This is a genomic window from Thalassotalea sp. ND16A (assembly GCF_000764205.1).
GTDB lineage: Bacteria > Pseudomonadota > Gammaproteobacteria > Enterobacterales > Alteromonadaceae > Thalassotalea_A.
Map to the genome: position 1 here is coordinate 19,839 of NZ_JQDZ01000105.1, position 17,520 is coordinate 37,358.

At 36.4% G+C, this 17,520-nt stretch carries 14 protein-coding genes and 1 pseudogene; 14 read left to right on the forward strand and 1 reads right to left on the reverse strand.

What is annotated here, in order from left to right; translation table 11 throughout:
• Nucleotides 1-79 precede the first annotated feature (79 nt).
• The 14 genes and pseudogenes from ND16A_RS04225 (at nt 80) to ND16A_RS04165 (ending at nt 16,513) form a co-directional block, all read left to right on the forward strand.
• Complete coding sequence (locus tag ND16A_RS04225) at nt 80-1,093, forward strand: hypothetical protein (RefSeq protein WP_033078667.1); 1,014 nt, start codon at nt 80-82, stop codon at nt 1,091-1,093.
• An 8-nt stretch (nt 1,094-1,101) separates the two neighbouring features.
• Nucleotides 1,102-2,562, forward strand: coding sequence for a lipopolysaccharide biosynthesis protein (locus tag ND16A_RS04220; RefSeq protein ID WP_052073248.1), 1,461 nt, complete (start codon nt 1,102-1,104; stop codon nt 2,560-2,562).
• Between the two features lie 90 nt (nt 2,563-2,652).
• Nucleotides 2,653-3,690: a glycosyltransferase gene (locus tag ND16A_RS04215; RefSeq protein WP_033078681.1), complete on the forward strand. Its 1,038-nt coding sequence runs from the start codon at nt 2,653-2,655 to the stop codon at nt 3,688-3,690.
• Between the two features lie 186 nt (nt 3,691-3,876).
• Nucleotides 3,877-4,959 carry a hypothetical protein gene (locus ND16A_RS0119580; RefSeq protein ID WP_152593910.1) on the forward strand — a complete coding sequence of 361 codons (1,083 nt, stop codon included), beginning with the start codon at nt 3,877-3,879 and terminating at the stop codon, nt 4,957-4,959.
• On the forward strand, nt 4,956-5,921 hold the full coding sequence (locus tag ND16A_RS04210) for a glycosyltransferase (RefSeq protein WP_033078669.1): 966 nt from the start codon (nt 4,956-4,958) through the stop codon (nt 5,919-5,921). Before ND16A_RS0119580 ends, ND16A_RS04210 begins: the two co-directional genes overlap by 4 nt.
• Before the next feature lie 343 nt (nt 5,922-6,264).
• Nucleotides 6,265-6,423: pseudogene (locus ND16A_RS22030) on the forward strand (DapH/DapD/GlmU-related protein); the annotation flags it as partial.
• Nucleotides 6,424-6,433: 10 nt separating this feature from the next.
• Nucleotides 6,434-7,168 carry a WecB/TagA/CpsF family glycosyltransferase gene (locus ND16A_RS04200; protein WP_033078670.1) on the forward strand — a complete coding sequence of 245 codons (735 nt, stop codon included), beginning with the start codon at nt 6,434-6,436 and terminating at the stop codon, nt 7,166-7,168.
• Entirely contained in the window at nt 7,165-8,577 is a 1,413-nt protein-coding gene (locus tag ND16A_RS04195; protein WP_033078671.1) for a mannose-1-phosphate guanylyltransferase/mannose-6-phosphate isomerase, read from the forward strand. The genes ND16A_RS04200 and ND16A_RS04195 overlap by 4 nt, the downstream gene beginning before the upstream one ends.
• A 2-nt stretch (nt 8,578-8,579) precedes the next feature.
• Nucleotides 8,580-9,953, forward strand: a complete 1,374-nt coding sequence (locus ND16A_RS04190; RefSeq protein WP_033078672.1) for a phosphomannomutase/phosphoglucomutase — start codon at nt 8,580-8,582, stop codon at nt 9,951-9,953.
• A gap of 125 nt (nt 9,954-10,078) precedes the next feature.
• Entirely contained in the window at nt 10,079-10,459 is a 381-nt protein-coding gene (locus ND16A_RS04185; protein WP_052073250.1) for a VanZ family protein, read from the forward strand.
• A gap of 79 nt (nt 10,460-10,538) precedes the next feature.
• Entirely contained in the window at nt 10,539-11,942 is a 1,404-nt protein-coding gene (locus tag ND16A_RS04180; protein ID WP_033078673.1) for an undecaprenyl-phosphate glucose phosphotransferase, read from the forward strand.
• 30 nt (nt 11,943-11,972) lie between these two features.
• A complete protein-coding gene (locus ND16A_RS04175) occupies nt 11,973-13,529 on the forward strand; it encodes a capsule assembly Wzi family protein (protein ID WP_033078674.1) in 1,557 nt (518 codons plus the stop codon).
• A 602-nt stretch (nt 13,530-14,131) separates the two neighbouring features.
• Nucleotides 14,132-15,298, forward strand: a complete 1,167-nt coding sequence (locus tag ND16A_RS04170) for a nucleotide sugar dehydrogenase (RefSeq protein WP_033078675.1) — start codon at nt 14,132-14,134, stop codon at nt 15,296-15,298.
• Between the two features lie 177 nt (nt 15,299-15,475).
• Nucleotides 15,476-16,513, forward strand: a complete 1,038-nt coding sequence (locus tag ND16A_RS04165) for an NAD-dependent epimerase (protein ID WP_033078676.1) — start codon at nt 15,476-15,478, stop codon at nt 16,511-16,513.
• A gap of 246 nt (nt 16,514-16,759) precedes the next feature.
• Here ND16A_RS04165 and ND16A_RS0119585 read toward each other — a convergent pair whose 3' ends face one another.
• Nucleotides 16,760-17,320, reverse strand: a complete 561-nt coding sequence (locus ND16A_RS0119585; protein WP_160173538.1) for an outer membrane beta-barrel protein — start codon at nt 17,318-17,320, stop codon at nt 16,760-16,762.
• Nucleotides 17,321-17,520 lie beyond the last annotated feature (200 nt).

Here is a 17,520-nt window from a genome sequence, read left to right on the forward strand (position 1 = left end):
AGTCGTTTTCATTTAAGCGCAAGCCATTAACATATTCGTTTTAATCTTTTATTAATCTCATTAACTTTACGGGGGGGTAATGAAAAAAATAATAGTGCATTTAGGGTTGCCTAAAACAGCAACCACAACGCTACAACACCATCTTTTTCAAAACTTGCATGAGCAAGGAAAAATTAATTATCTGGGCAAAATAATTGATTTCGACCCAAATACTGGACAGCCTACTTTCAGAAATAATAAAGGCGGTGTTATAAGAGCGGCGTGTGAAGGAAAACTTGCTGGCGATTCATCGGATGAATTGGATCACCTTTTAGACGAACAGTTAGTCAATGTATATAGTGATGAAGGGATAATGGTTTGCTACCCTTTTGAAGAGAATATTTCACTTAGTGAGAAGATATTAAATTTAAAAGAGTTTTTAAAAGATTATGATGTAACTATTCTCGTTTCCCTGCGCAATCAAGTCGACTACTTCTACTCGCTTTATATACAATTTTTTTCACAGTATTTTAAATTTAACAAAGATTATAATTCGTTTGAAAAATATAGCGAATTGTACCTAAAAAATAAAAAAGACATGTTATTTGAATCATTTGATTATTCAAATGTATTAGTTAACTTGTTTGAAAACTTTAATACCAAGGTCATTATTTTCGAGGATTTAAAACACGATAGTGCACAATATTATGACGATTTGTCAAAACTTTTTAGTGTTGAATTAACTGAAATAAAAGATTTGATGGAAGATAAGCATGAGAACAGTAAAAATAACAGTAAAACTGGAACCTATACCTCTTTTTCATTGGCTTCTTTTCTTCCTCGAATAAAAGAAATATGTTCAAAAAATCAAAAGCTATACGATTTATCGAAACGGATTTTTAATGCTGAAATACTTAACTTAAAATTCCTATTTAATCGAAAAATTAATGCATTTGATAAACATCATAAAAAACCTAGCGCTAATGAGCTTGCCCGGCTAGAAAAGCATTTACTTTTTCCTGAAAGCTTTACCGCCAGTAGATATAATTTATGTAAAGACAAGCTTGTAAAATATGGCTATATGCAAAAAAATATTACTGAACCAGAAGAATAATTAATTCGATGCAGGATATTAACCGAAAAATTACAATAGGAGCTGTTTGGAATTTAGTGGGACTGTTGACCACTCATGGCTCTGGCATGTTATTTACATTAATCTTAGCTAGTCTATTATCCCCTGAATCGTTCGGCCTTATCGCCATGGCTACCATTTGCTTTCAATTAGCAAACGCGATAACACAATCAGGCTTAGGCCAAGCCGTAATTCAAAGTAAATCGATCACTGAAAAAGATCTAAATACAGTATTTTATGTAAACATTGCATTTAGCCTTATCACCTACGCTTTATTATTTGCCAGCGCGCCTTATATTGCATCTTTTTATAATCAACCAGAGCTGAGTAACCTTTTAAAGGTTGCTGGTGTTGTTGTTGTGATAAATGCATTGAAAGTGGTGCAAATATCAATACTTAGTCGGCAAATGAACTTCAAATTGCAAACGATAGCTAATTCACTTGGAATGCTTATTTCTGGTGGTGTTGCTATATATTTGGCTTATTGTGACTTTGGAGTATATGCCCTAGTAGCACAAATGCTGGTATCTAGTTTTGTTTCTACATTATTCCTCTGGTTTGGAAGCGCTTGGCGTCCATCCTTTATGTTCTGTTTCGAATCATTTAAACGATTGTTCAGTTTTGGTGCTAGCGTACTTGCTGAAGGGATAACCGGAGTTTTATTTCAAAATTCATATATTTTAATAATAGGCCGTTTTTTTAGTGTTGAGGTTACAGGGTATTATTTTATAGCAAGAAAAATTAGTAGTATTATCGCTGAGCAGCTAACGAGATCTGTTGAGCAATCGGCCTTTCCTGCACTATCAACCCTACAAGAAAATAATGAAAATTTAAGGGTGAAATATAGACAAATTATTCAAATACTAATGTTTGTGATTTCACCGTTATTGCTTTTTTTATCCGTTTGTTCTCCGCTATTATTGGAATTTATCTTAGGGGAAGAATGGAAGCCCGCGGGTACATATATGCAATTATTATGTTTGTTGGGCGTTTTACGTCCTTTGCACTCACTTAATGTAAACCTTTTATTGGTAAAGGGCTATTCCAACATCATGTTTAAAGTGGGGCTGGTTAAAAAAACCATAAATTTAATTTTATTATTTTTAACCATACCTTTTGGTATTAAAGGCATCATAATAGGGCAAATAGTAGGGTCATTAATTGGGCTGATCCCGAATACATATTACACGGTGAAACTCATAAATTATAGTTTGAAAGAACAATTGTTAGATGCCATAAAACCGCTGCTTTTAGCCGTTATAGCGTCCTGTTTTGTTTGGCTCTTTATCACTTTTTTGTATATTAACCCATTGTTAAAAGTGATAATTGCAACTGGCTTAGGTGCTGTGATATATATACTCACTAGTTACCTTTTTAAATGTGAAGGTTTTTTGTTAATTCAACGTAAATTTTCCAGCCGCATAAAACTACCTTTTAATTTAAGCATTTGACCCGTTACTCTGCGGAGTGCTTTAGGGGCTTATTCGCTCTTATTGGCAATGCGAACTACTTATGTGTAACAACATTACGAGTTGAAAAAAATGATTTTTAAATCTGAATCCGATATAACCAAGGGATGGGAAAAAAATAAGAACATCCCCGCAGTCAGTATCTGTTGTATCACTTATAATCAAGAAAAATACATTGCTAAAGCCTTAGATGGTTTTCTTATGCAGGAAACAAATTTTCCTTTTGAAATTCTTATTCATGATGATGCTTCAACCGACAGAACTACCGAAATTGTATTAAATTACAAAAACAAATACCCCAATATTATAAAAACAGTTATTCAAACTGAAAATCAATACTCTCAGAACCCCATTATTTCGCCAAGATTTTTGTGGCCGATAGCCGCTGGAAGTTATATCGCGTTGTGTGAAGGTGATGATTTTTGGGTTGCTAAAACAAAATTGCAAATGCAATTTGATTTTTTAGAACAAAATAAGAACCTTGGGTTTTGTTTTACCCCGGCAGTTGAAGTTGATAGAGATTCAAATGAAGGAAGTAAATTTTGCGATTATGGCAAACAGTCAAAACAATTTACCGTTGGTGAAGTGATAAGAGGTGGGGGAGGATTTTGTCCAACACCATCATTATTTCTCAGAACTGAAGCATGTAAAACAATACCTCAATGGTTATTAACCAATGCACCTGTGGGAGACTATTATATACAGATTTTTGCCGCATGTGGATTGGCGGGATCCGGCTATCTTCCAACGGTTACTGCCGCTTATCGGGTTTCTGCTGAAGGCTCTTGGTCAAGCAACCTAAAACAGTTAAAAAAAGCAGAGATAGAAAAATTAGCATCAAGTCATATATATTGCCTGGATAAACTCTATCAATCGCACGCCAATTTGCCATTAAATGATATTGAGTTCGCTAAAGCCAAAGAGTTATCTGTTTGTGCCGTTTTAGCGTTAAATTCAAAAGAATTTAAACTTTTTGATAAACTTATTGTTGAAAGCTGGTTAGCCAGTGAGCAAATTAATTTAAAACAATTGATTTTATATAAATTTAGAAAATATTCCGTTGCTTTAAGAGCTCTACTTTTGTTAAAGAATCGTGTTTTCCCATTTTAACTTGCACCTCTTAATATTCGTTGTTGTAGATGGCATTGTTTGGTTCTAAATCTAAATTATTAGCTGTGTAAAAACGAAAAATATGAAAAAATTATGATTATTAGTATTAGAACTTTCCTTATTTTTTTATTTTCATTTAAATTTCTCTTAGATTTTTTCTCGCCACTAAGGGAATTAAACTTTTTAATGTTTAATGGTGTTTGCATCATATTTTTAATCATTAAAATGAAAGAACTGAAATTAATTCCTATGCGAGAGTGGGGAGGGGTTTTAGTTTTTCTTCTATTCTGTACTATATGGTTGATACAGGGAGTTGATAAGATGTTTTATATAAAATATCTTTCCATGATCCTCGTGTATTTAACGATTAAAATTGCAGCATCTTATTTAGACGCATATGATTTTGTTTATATATCAAAAAAAGTACTCAATATCTTTGTCGCTTTGATCAGTATTAATTATATCCTTTCATTCATTGTTGCCAACCCGCTTGCTAGAGAATTTTTTAATTTTGAACATGTAAATTTATTGGGAAGTTATATATTACTCAGTTTTGTCTTTGTACATTTAAATAGTCAAAATTTAGAAAGTTATAAATATCAAAGGTTTGGTTTGGTTGGCTATTCATTATTATCAACATCGACCGGTGCGCTTTTAAGTTCTTTAATGACATTTGTGAAAATCAAAGCCATTCGTTTAAGCGTAATCCTAAAAGCTACAGCAGTTTTCATTTTAGCTATTGTGGTGTTGTTTTTAATATTAAAGATTTATTCGCCAGAATTGTTTAGAAAAATATTCTCTCCTTTTCAAATGCTAGTTGATGGTGAATTTTCAAACCTGATAAATCTTGCAAAAAATAGAATGCCTATTCAGGACCTTGGCGAGCAATATTCGAGTTCATTAATTTGGCGTTTTTATTCTTACTTAATTTTTTGGACATACTTAATTGAACAGCCAATATTTACTTTACTTTTTGGCGATGGGTTTTGGGGTTTTTCGAAAGTTTGGGGGGGGATCGCACCACATAATGATTTTCTTTTAATATTGATTGATTTTGGATTAATTGCATTTTCAATCTTTATGTATTATTTAATCAAAATTTTCATTTGGTGTTTAAAAGCTGATTTGATAATACTTCCGTTAATTTTAATGCTCATTTTAAGGTTTATGTTTGAGAATAATATTTATTCTTATTATATTTTAAGCGGCCTGGTGATGAATATTTCTTTTTTATATTTTTATAAGCAAAAGCAAAGGTACTGTCAATGAAAGTCCTTGTGGTAACTAATATGTACCCTGACATTAACCCAGAATGTTCTTACGAAGGGATTTTTGTTAAGGAACAAGTTGATTGTTTGAATAAACTTTCCAATATACAGTGTGATTCTTTTATTATTAAAGGTTTTGAGTCTAAGCTAAATTATTTATTTGACGCCTTTAAAATTTTTTTTAAAGTGTCTTTTAACCATTTTGACGTAATTCACGTACATTATGGATTAAGCGGTTTATTTGTTTTATTAAATCCATTTAAATCATGGAAAAATGTTGTACTAACTCTCCACGGTGGTGATATTTTATCTAAACAGGGGAAATACATACAAAACTTTATCACGAAAGCAATAGTCAAACGTGTTGGAAATGTTATAACTCTCAATGATGAGATGAATGGAATTGTTTCTAAAATTAATCATAATTTCACTATGCTACCTTGCGGAGTCGATGATGAACTTTTCAATTCTTGCTATTCTGCAAATAGGAAAAACATTATCATTTTTCCCGGGAGTATGAATCGGCAAGTCAAAAATTTTCCACTATTTAATGAAATTTTTCAAGAATATAAGAAAATAGATAGTGAGGTTGAATTTACCGAGTTGGATGGCTTATCTAGGGACGAAATTGCAGTTAAACTTTCGCAATCTAAACTTCTTTTAATGACATCAATTAGTGAAGGTTCTCCTCAAATTATAAAAGAGGCTCTTTCCTCTGATCTTGCTATTATCTCTACCGATGTTGGTGATGTAAAAAGTGTAGTAGGGAATACTCTGGGAACTCGAATCATTTCTTCAAAAGAGACACCTTTGCAGATAGCTAACAGCATTAATACAGTCATTAAAGATGCATTAGATAGCCCGACGAATAGAAGAGCACGTGTATTTACTAAAGAGCTGACTCAAAATTTAATTATGAAAAAGTTGTTAAATATTTATGAGAGAGTAATGAACAATGATTAATAAATTATTGCTAATTTTTTATTATTTGTTTATTTCAAAATTACCTAATACTAAATTTGTTCAATTTGGGAATAAAGTTAGAGTATGGTACGTATCAAAGGTTTTAAAATTAATGCCTTTTCACTCTAAAGCTATTTTCGAAGATGGAATTTACATTTCAGATGGCAAAAACCTAACAATAGGCAAGCACTGTGAGATAAATGAAAATGTATTTATACAAGGGGCTAATATAGGTAATTATGTTCTAATAGCGCCGAATGTCTCCATTTTAAATGATACACATCAATTTCAGTCTACTGAAATCCCAATAGTTGACCAAGGCATGAGTGCTAAAGACAACCCAGAAATTGGTGATGATGTATGGATCGGAAGGAGTGCAACAATTTTAAAAGGGATAACAATTGGTAAAGGCGCCATAATTGGTGCCGGAGCTGTTGTAACTAAAGACGTAGCACCATATACCGTTGTCGGTGGAGTTCCGGCTAAAATTATTTCAAAGCGAAAACAAGCGAATGATTGAAAAAAATGAAGTAGAACCAATTTTTGGAATTAAATTTACCAATATATCTATGCAAGAATTAATTAAAAATTGCTTCTCGGGATCACTATTAAATAAGGTAATTGTCACTCCCAATGTGGACCATGTAGTCCGATTCGCCAAGGATCAAGAATTTAAGAACATTTATGCCAAAGCGGATGTTACCGTTAATGATTCACGAATATTGAAAATATTATCGAGACTTTGTCGAAAACCAATAAAAAATTTAATACCTGGAAGTGATTTAACTAAACTGCTATTTGATGAGTTAAAAGGTTCCCCACAGCCTGTTTGCATCATAGGTTGTGATTCTGCTGTTATCGCAAAGCTAAGAGAAAAATATCCTAAGATTAAGATTGATCATTACAATCCGCCCATGGGGTTTATACATTCCGAAAATGAAGTAGACAAATGCATAGAATATTGTTCAAAAAGTAATGCGACAATCTTTTTTCTGGCTGTTGGCAGCCCTAGACAAGAAATTTTAGCGCAAAAGTTGAAAGCCTTGAATTTGAACGCATGCTACTTTTGTATAGGAGCTTCAATTTTATTCCTTACCGGTGATGAAAAAAGAGCTCCAAAATTTATGCAAAAGCTTGCGCTTGAATGGCTATTTAGATTATTACAAAGCCCCAAAAGGTTAGCTAAAAGGTATTTAGTTGATGGAATCAAAATATTTCCAATTTTTATTAAGGAATTACGTAAATGATTAAACCTGTAATTATGGCCGGTGGCAGTGGTTCACGCTTGTGGCCGCTATCACGCAAATTAATGCCCAAGCAATTCTTAAAAATAGCCTCAGAAAGCACGATGATTCAGGAAACCGCTTTGCGACTTTCTGGCCTGGATGTTTCGTCGCCAATAACTATTTGTAATGAAGAACATAGATTTATTGTTGCCGAACAGTTACGTGAAATTGACACTTTAGGCTCTATTATTTTAGAGCCTGTTGGTCGTAATACTGCACCTGCTATTGCGCTTGCGGCATTAACCGAAATTGCAAAAGGCGAAGATCCAACATTACTTGTTTTAGCCGCAGATCATGTGATTTATAATGAAAGTGAGTTTCGCCGTGTTGTTGCAAGTGCCGAACCATTAGCTAAAGCGGGTGACTTAGTAACATTTGGCATTGTGCCTTCACATGCGGAAACGGGTTATGGCTACATTCGCGCTGGTGCTAAAATTGAAGGTGATGAGGTTACTGGTTTTCAGGTTTCGCAGTTTGTTGAAAAACCCGATTTACCAACTGCTCAACAATACTTAGCATCTGGAGAATACTTTTGGAACTCTGGAATGTTTATGTTCAAAGCCAGCCGTTATATTGAAGAGTTAGAGAAGTTTAGGCCTGACATTTTAGCGTCATGCAAAGCTTCGCTTACCCAAGCCTCGAACGATCATGATTTCATCCGGGTCGATGAAACTGCATTTGCCAGCTGCCCTGATGATTCAATTGATTATGCGGTTATGGAAAAAACAGCAAATGCCGTGGTTGTGCCATTAGATGCTGCCTGGAATGATATTGGCAGTTTTTCAGCAATATGGGACATTAAGGATAAAGATGCCAATGGTAATGTACACCAAGGAGATGTATTGAGCCATGGTTCAACCAATAACCTAGTTATTGCAGAACAAAAATTGGTGGCAACTGTGGGCATAGGAAACTGCATTGTTGTGGAAACTAAAGACGCGGTGTTAGTCGCCAATAAAGATAATGTACAAGATGTTAAAAAAATTGTTGAGCAAATAAAAGCGTCTAATCGAACTGAGGCTGATATTCATCGGCAAGTATACCGCCCCTGGGGGCATTACGATTCTATTGACTTTGGTAAGCGTGATCAGGTTAAACGCATTACCGTATCACCGGGTGAAAAATTGTCTATTCAAATGCATCATCATCGAGCTGAACACTGGGTTGTAGTGTCGGGTACTGCCAAAGTAACCAATGGTGAAAAAACTTTTTTACTCACTGAAAATCAATCTACTTACATTCCTGCTGGCGTTGTACACGCGCTTGAGAATCCTGGGGTGTTGCCACTTGAGCTCATTGAAGTACAAAGTGGCAGTTACTTAGGTGAAGATGATATTGTTCGCTTTGAAGATAGATACGGAAGATCTTAATCATGACATTATCGTGTTTTAAAGCCTACGACATTCGTGGTCAACTGGGCAGTGAATTAAATGAAGACATTGCTTATGCGATAGGACGTGCCTTTGCCCTTGAAATAAAACCTAAACAGGTAGTCGTTGGTGGTGATATCCGCTTAACGTCTGAGGGCTTAAAGCTGGCTTTAGCTCGTGGCATACAAGATGAAGGCGCAGATGTTATTGATCTGGGAATGACCGGAACTGAAGAAATTTACTTTGCCACTAAGTTTTTAGGTGTTTGTGGCGGAGTAGAAGTTACTGCTTCACATAATCCTATGGACTATAACGGTATGAAACTTGTGCGCGAAGATTCAAAGCCTATATCTGGCGATACGGGTTTAAGAAATATTGAAAAGCTTGCTGAGAAAATATTATCTGGCAAGCTGCCACTTAAACCGCAAGAACCTGGTAAATACCTAACCAGGCCATTAAAGTCTGAATACTCAAAACACATGCTTGAGTTTGTTGATGTAAGTAATATAAAACCATTAAAGCTTGTTGTTAACGCTGGTAATGGTGCAGCGGGCCCTGCATTAGACGCTATTGAACAACAATTAATTGCGCATGGTGTAAATATCGAATTTATTAAAGTACACCATACGCCGGATGGTAAATTCCCTCACGGAATTCCTAATCCATTATTACCCGAATGTAGAGCCGATACCGCTAATGCCGTGATTAGCCATGGTGCCGATATGGGGATAGCTTGGGATGGCGATTTTGATCGTTGTTTCTTGTTTGATGAAAGTGGTGAATTTATTGAAGGCTATTATATTGTCGGCTTGCTGGCCGAAGCTTTTTTACAAAGACACCCGAATGAAAAAATAATTCATGACCCTCGCTTGAGCTGGAATACAATAGATATTGTAAATAAAGCAGGTGGAACTCCGATAATGAGCAAAACCGGCCATGCCTTTATTAAAGAACGTATGCGCTTAGAAAATGCCATTTATGGCGGTGAAATGAGTGCTCATCATTATTTTCGTGATTTTGCTTATTGTGACTCAGGAATGATCCCATGGCTGTTGGTTGCTGAATTATTATCGGTGAAAGGTAAGCCACTGTCTTCACTGGTTAAAGAGCGAATTGCTTTGTATCCTTCCTCAGGTGAAATTAACTCAAAACTGGCCGATCCGGTTTCGGCGATTGTTGCAGTGCGCAAAAAATACGAAAGTGCAGCCCTAGTGGTAGATGAAACTGATGGCATTTCATTAGAGTTCAGCGATTGGCGTTTTAATTTGCGCTCATCAAACACTGAACCTGTGGTAAGGCTAAATGTAGAATCGCGAGCGAATGTAGCATTAATGGAACAACAAACCGCTGAGATATTAGAAACCCTAAGGGGATAAACCCCTTTTCACTTTTTCTATGCTTTGTACATTCAGTGGGATGGAGCAATTGATCAGTTTATTTCTATTGATGTTAGAATCTATGGATTAATACACTCGCTTACGACAAAAACGGGTTTTTAACAATGACAAATGAATGGCATGTAGCCCTTAACACGATAATTTTTCGCATCTGCTTCGCTTTTTGTTTACTTAGTATAACTGTTTTGGCATTAATACCGAGCGAAGCGGTTTCAGATATTACGGTATGGGATAAAGCGAATCACTTTATCGCTTTTTTAGTGCTATGTGTTTTATTATATTTTTGTTTTAATAAAGTAAACTCGCTCAGTAGTGTTATTATTCCTTTGTTAGCTTATGGTTTGTTACTAGAGTTATTGCAAGGGCTCACCATATATAGGTTTTTCTCTTGGTTCGATTTAGTTGCCGATGTGATTGGTATTGTTTCTGGAATTATAGTTGCCAAGCATTTAGAAAAATCAATCCTAAAATCAATTAGGGTTTAGTTGAATATATTATTTTAGTGATAATTTTGGTAAGATATAGTCTGACTAGAACAAAAAGTAGAAAAATCGAAAAGTCATTATGAAACACGGCATACTTCAAACTCACTCTTCTTTGATAACTTTCTTTAATCAGTTAATTGACCTGATTATGATCCCTTTTTTATTGTATTTACTGATAACGATTATCGGTAGTGATTTGCCTGTGTTAAGTATAGCTATTGGTGGATTCATCGCGAGCTTAACTTTTCAGTTTATCGCTAATACCCGTGAACTATATATTAGTCACCGGGGAGAAAAAGTAGAGGTCGAAATAATAAAGTGTCTCAAATATTGGACGTTATCGTTTTTACTAGCGGTATTTTTGCTGTATTCATTTACGGTAAGTGCGAACAAGTTAAGTTACGTTCTTATTGGTTGGTATTTGATTGCGGGATTGTATTTTATTTTATTTCGAACTTTTCTTAAAATGTTTTTAACATACGTCCGCAGTAAAGGGTTTAACCAACGCAATGTTGTTATCTTTGGTGCTGGAGATGTCGGTACAAAAGTTGCCAATAATATTTACCTATCTCCAGAGTTTGGTTTAAAAGTGATTGGCTTTTATGATGATAGGCGTGAAGGTTTAGTAGGAACTAAACAGCAAAATTTGGAAGTTGTAGGTAATTTGGACGACTTATTAAGTGACATCAAACTGATTAACATTGATATCGTTTATATTGCGCTATCCATGGATCACATGCCTTATATCAGAAAAATTGCCAAGGAGCTGTCTGACAGTACTTGTTCTTTAGTTTTCGTACCCGATATGTTTTCTTTTGATTTATTAAACTCACGAATGGGGTCTTTAAATGGTATCCCTACGATCTCTATTTATGATACACCTATGGAAGGGGCTAATCGTTTAGTTAAGCGCATCTCTGATATAATGCTATCTACTCTGATTTTAATTTTGATAAGCCCCATTTTATTAGTTATTTCATTAGCGATAAAATTAACGTCAAAAGGCCCGGTTTTATTCAAGCAAAATAGGTATGGCATAGATGGAAAAGCAATAAAAGTTTGGAAGTTCAGGTCGATGACTGTTATGGAGAACTCAGACACCGTTGTACAAGCGACTAAAGGGGATGTTCGTATAACTCCTCTTGGTGGATTTTTGCGAAAAACATCTTTAGATGAACTTCCACAATTTATCAACGTACTAACTGGTGGTATGTCCATTGTAGGTCCTCGACCACATGCAGTATCTCATAATGAAGAGTATCGCCAATTGATAGGTGGATACATGCTTCGTCATAAAGTGAAACCTGGCATTACTGGCTGGGCGCAAATTAATGGCTGGCGTGGTGAAACCGATACTTTAGATAAAATGGAGAAACGTATTGAGTTTGACCTGGAATATATCAGTAACTGGACTCTGATCTGGGATTTAAAAATTATCTTTTTAACCATATTTAAAGGCTTTGTTAATAAAAACGCCTATTAAAATACTTTTCTCTTCTTTAAGTCATAAACTATGTTTTTTAAAATAACTACAAAATTTTTTGTTGCCACTTTTAGTGGCACTCTTTTTTATATTTTACCTTTTTTCGTAGAAGCTGAGCCTTGGGTTGATACTTCTAATGTGTTCCTACGGGCTGATATTCAACTATTAGCTGATAAAGGCCATATCAACATTCCATTAACTACTTTCCCGTTAATGTGGGCTGATGTTGGTTCTGCCCTTACTAAAGTTAACGAACATGAATTGGATAAGGAAAGTAAATCGGCCTATTGGCATGTTAAGCAAAAGTTCAATTTTTCGAAACGTAATAATAAAATTATCGAAATGAATTTTGCCAGTGATGAAAAGCGTTTCACTGGTTTTGGCGATGAATATCGAGATGCGAATTTTATTCAAGGCCATTTCAGTTATATGGGCGATTCATGGGCGGTAAAATTATCACCTAGTATTAGTGAAGATCTTCGCAGAACTGAAAACGGTCGTTTAGATGAAAGTTATGCCGCATATTTTCTAGGAAATTGGGTTATCAGTATCGGCATGCAAGATAGGTGGTTTGGCCCTGGTTGGGATACCAATTTGGCATTAACCAATAATGCCCGGCCTATGCCTGCAATCGCTCTCACCCGTAAATCATCTACGCCTTTTACTCTGCCTTTTTTTAATGATGTAAAAATCCCCTGGACGGTTACTACTTTTATGGGGCAATTTGAAGAAGAGCGCCATGTCCATAATGCCTGGCTTTGGGGCTTTCGTTTCAACTTTAAACCGAGCCAAAATTTAGAGTTAGGTGTAACTCGTTTGATCCAATGGAATGGTGACGGACGCCCTGGAGGCTTGGACACTTTCTGGGATGCATTAACAGGAAAAGATAACTGTGCGGAGGATTTAGGAGGATGCTCACTTGAAGATAGATTTAAATACGAGCCGGGTAATCAACAAGTTGCGGTTGATGCTAGATATACATTAAATTATTTTTCTAGGCCAGCCAGTTTATATGTTCAAATGCTAGCCGAGGATGGTAACAATAAAAATAATGACCTTGTAGCACAAAAGGTATGGCAATACGGTTTTGATACTACATTAAACATTGCCGATACCTTTTTTAGAGTTTATTTAGAATATACCGATAGTTTTAGTGACTGTACTCCTGCAAGAGCGGGAGATGTACCAGGAGTAGGACTTGGAAATTGTATATATGAACATGAAGTATATTTAACTGGTATGAGGTACAACGGGCGCAATTTAGGCAGTTCATACGATAACGATGCAGAATCCGTGGTGTTTGGCATGGTATCGCAATTAAATGGTCTGGAAAGTTGGGAATTGAAAGCTAAATATTTAGACTTGAACAATGATAATGCAGATAAGTACCCGGATGATCCAAATAATGGCAATACAGTTACCCATATTGCCGAAGAAATGTTGGTGTTAAGCCTGAAGTATCAGTTACACCAGGGTAAGTTTAAATACACCCTAGGTGGCAGTATTAACCATTCTCGTTTTGAAAATGATGATGAAGATGATAACACACAGCCTACGTTGTTTTTTAATCTGCAATACTCTCTTTAAAAAAACACTCTCTTTAAAAATACTACTTTGCAAGTAGAATTAAAAAATCCGCACACATGTGCGGATTTTTTTTTGCCCCTGGCTAAACGGTGGAAAATTTTATCTGTGCTAAACTTTTAATTAGTTAGCCTGAATTTGGCATAATTTTTTTGCAAACAATTGAATATTAATAAGAACAAGCGGCACTATGTTACAACCTGTAGTATTCGCTGCTGGTAAAGGAATGCGACTACGGCCTTATCTGGACCGTTATTTTCTAAACAGTTTTTAACAATGATTTCTCAACATACCCTCATTCAAGCTACGCTATTGTATTTCGCTAACTTTTGGCTGTTGATGGCGTGGACGTTGCGGAAAGGGTTTTGAGCGGGCAAATGAATGCAGGATCTGCTGAGCAGAATAACGCGAGAATAAATTCTCGCCAACGGGTGGCGATAAACAGGAAAATTACGCAGCGCCAATTCTGAGCCTGTGGTTCGGTTAAATGTTGAAGCAAAAGCAAAAATACTGCTAATGAAATGCCAAACTACTGAAATATTGACTATATTTAATACCAAGCAGTTGTAATTAATGGTTTCAACGTTAAAGGGATTATAAAAATAATGAAAATAGCGATTGCCGGGACTGGCTATGTCGGCCTTTCTAATGCTTTGTTGCTTGCTCAACACAATGAAGTGGTAGCTTATGACATAAACCCAAAGAAAATAGACCTGTTAAATGACTTACAATCCCCCATTGAAGATGGTGATATTGAAGAATTTCTAGCCAATAAGTCATTAAATTTTAAAGCAACCTCAGATAAAGAGTTGGCCTACCAAGATGCCGACTATGTCATCATTGCCACGCCAACAGATTATGACCCTGTCGATAATTTTTTTGATACCAGTTCGGTTGAAATGGTGATTGATGAGGTGTTAGCCATTAACCCCAAGACCACGATTATTATCAAGTCCACCATTCCCGTTGGTTTTACCAAACAAGCGAGAAAGCAATTTAAGCACTATAAGATTTTTTTCTGTCCCGAGTTTCTCCGTGAAGGCAAAGCCCTGTTTGATAACTTGTACCCGTCTCGTATCGTGATGGGTAATGGCTGTGAGGAAGCAAAAGTATTTGCCCAATTGCTGGTGCAGGGGGCGCTAAAAGAGGATGTCCAGGTGGTTTTTGTGCACTCCTGTGAAGCCGAGGCAATAAAGTTATTTTCCAATACCTATTTGGCCATGCGCATTGCCTATTTTAACGAACTCGATTCTTTTGCTGAGGCCTATGGCTTTAACAGCAAAGAGATCATTGTTGGAGTTGGTTTAGACCCGCGTATAGGCACACATTATAATAACCCTTCTTTTGGTTATGGTGGCTATTGCCTACCCAAAGATACCAAACAGCTAAGAGCAAATTACAACAAGGTACCGAATAACATTATTAGTGCCATAGTTGATGCCAATACTACCCGTAAAGACTTTGTTGCCGATTCTATTATTGCTAAAGCGCCTAAGATTGTCGGTGTTTATCGGTTAATTATGAAAGCAGGCTCAGATAACTTCAGAGCATCGAGTATTCAAGGAATAATGAAACGGATTAAAGCAAAAGGCATTGAAGTTGTAATCTATGAACCTATGATGGAAACAAAAGAGTTCTTTCACTCGAAAGTGATTAACGATTTATCCGAATTTAAAGCGATGTCTGATGTGATTGTTTCTAATCGTATGGTGGACGAATTAAAAGATGTTGTTGATAAGGTGTATACCCGGGATTTGTTTGGTAGTGATTAGACCGAGGGGAGCTTCGAAGCGAAGCGGTGTTATTTCGCCGGTAACTATTTTTGCTGCGCAGATAACTTGTTTTGCTTCGCAGATAACTTTGCTGCTTCGCAGATAACGTTCGACTGAAGTCAAACCTACCAAGTTAATTATTGGTAGATAAATTAGATTCTATAAGAAAAATTTATTATGAAATATTTAGTTACTGGCGCTGCCGGTTTTATTGGCCACTGTGTGGCACAACGTTTATGTGAACAAGGCCATAGTGTTATTGGTCTTGATAATTTAAATGATTATTATGACGTCAGTTTAAAGCAGGCTCGCCTCGCAAATTTAACTGGTTTTGCCGAACAAGGGCTATTTACTTTTGTAGAAACCGATTTAGCCGATCGCGATGCTATTGCTAAGTTATTTGCCGATGAAAAATTTGATCGGGTTATCCACTTAGCGGCGCAAGCTGGGGTTCGCTATTCTATTGATAACCCAATGGCCTATGCCGATTCCAATTTAGTTGGGCACTTAACTGTTTTAGAAGGGTGTAGGCATAATAAGGTTGAACATTTAGTGTATGCCTCATCGTCTTCTGTTTATGGCTTAAACTCGAAAACACCTTTTGCCACTTCAGACAGTGTCGATCATCCTATTTCATTATATGCTGCCACTAAAAAGGCCAATGAGTTAATGGCACATACCTATTCGCATTTATATGGTGTGCCAACTACAGGGCTTCGCTTCTTTACGGTTTACGGCCCGTGGGGTCGTCCTGACATGGCATTATTTAAGTTTACCAAGAAGATAATTGCCGGGGAGGCTATCGATGTGTATAACCACGGTGATATGCGTCGTGACTTTACCTACATTGATGATATTGTTGAAGGCATCATTAGAATTCAAGATGTTATCCCCGCCAGTAATGCTGACTGGACGGTAGAGTCAGGCTCTGCTGCCACAAGTTCTGCGCCTTATCGAGTCTTTAATATTGGTAATGGTAATCCGGTTAAGTTAATGGACTTTATTCAATCATTAGAACAATCTTTAGGTATTGACGCGAAAAAGAATTTTATGCCAATGCAGATGGGCGATGTATATCAAACTTATGCTGAGGTTGAAGATTTGTTTGCGGTGACGGGGCATAAACCTCAAGTTAGTGTGCAAGATGGTGTTGCTGAGTTTGTTCATTGGTATAACTCTTTTTATCGAGCCAAACGCTATAGACGAATTGTTTAACTTGAATATGATTATGTCATAATTAACCATCGCCCTAATTCTTTATCAAAGCTATCGAATAAAGGGCATCGAGATAACCGTTATCGCATTTTCTGCGGAAAGCCCTCACTTGCGACAAACTCAAGCATCGCTACGGTTGAAATTAATCTAGCAGATTGAGAGCCGCCCTGCTGGTGTCGGGTAGAGCTGGTTTAGAGAAAAATGAATGTCTGTGTCTAAGGGCCAGAAAGCAAAATCACCGACTCATTAAAAACTCACTTCAAAACCAACGCTGGTCACCCCGTAATCGACATCTTTATCGACATAGCCGGTAAATTCGATGGTCCAACGGGCTCTCGGGTTGACGATAAATTCAAATCCGCCACCAATTGAACCGCCTGAGTCGGATAGGGTTCGCTCCTCTTCATCGTTCTTAGTACTCATCACTTCAACTTTGGTATAACCAAGAAGCCCATAGAAATTAATGCTTTGATGCAGTGGGTATGACAATCTGACGTAGGCGCCAACTAACGAATCCAGCTCTTTTTCAAAGTTACGAAACTCTACTTCGGTTGTGCCGGTGCCGACTCTAATTTCAAACCCGACTAGTTTATTTAAGTTATAGCCAAATTTTGCGATAGCGGCTGATAATTCGACACTATCAAATGATTCGCCACCAAACACGCTAGAGCCGGCCATTACCCCCCAATAGTACTCCTGATTAGGCCTTACTCGGTTCGAATCTGAGTCGTACTCTTGCGCTTGTGCATGAGAGCAAGTGAGCAAAAAAGTTAGCATAAGCAAGAGTGAAGTTATTATTATTTTCATATAATGAACATCCATTTATTAGTATTGTAATTAAAGCGTAGCAGAAATATTCATAGTTGCATTAACAGGCTGTTGACGTGGTTTAATGGATTCGACTACCCCAGTTAAGAGATAATAGACTTAACTGGAGAAAAAAAATGACAGCACGTAAAAAATATTCAAAAGAATTTAAGCTTGATGCAATAGCATTAGTCGTTGAA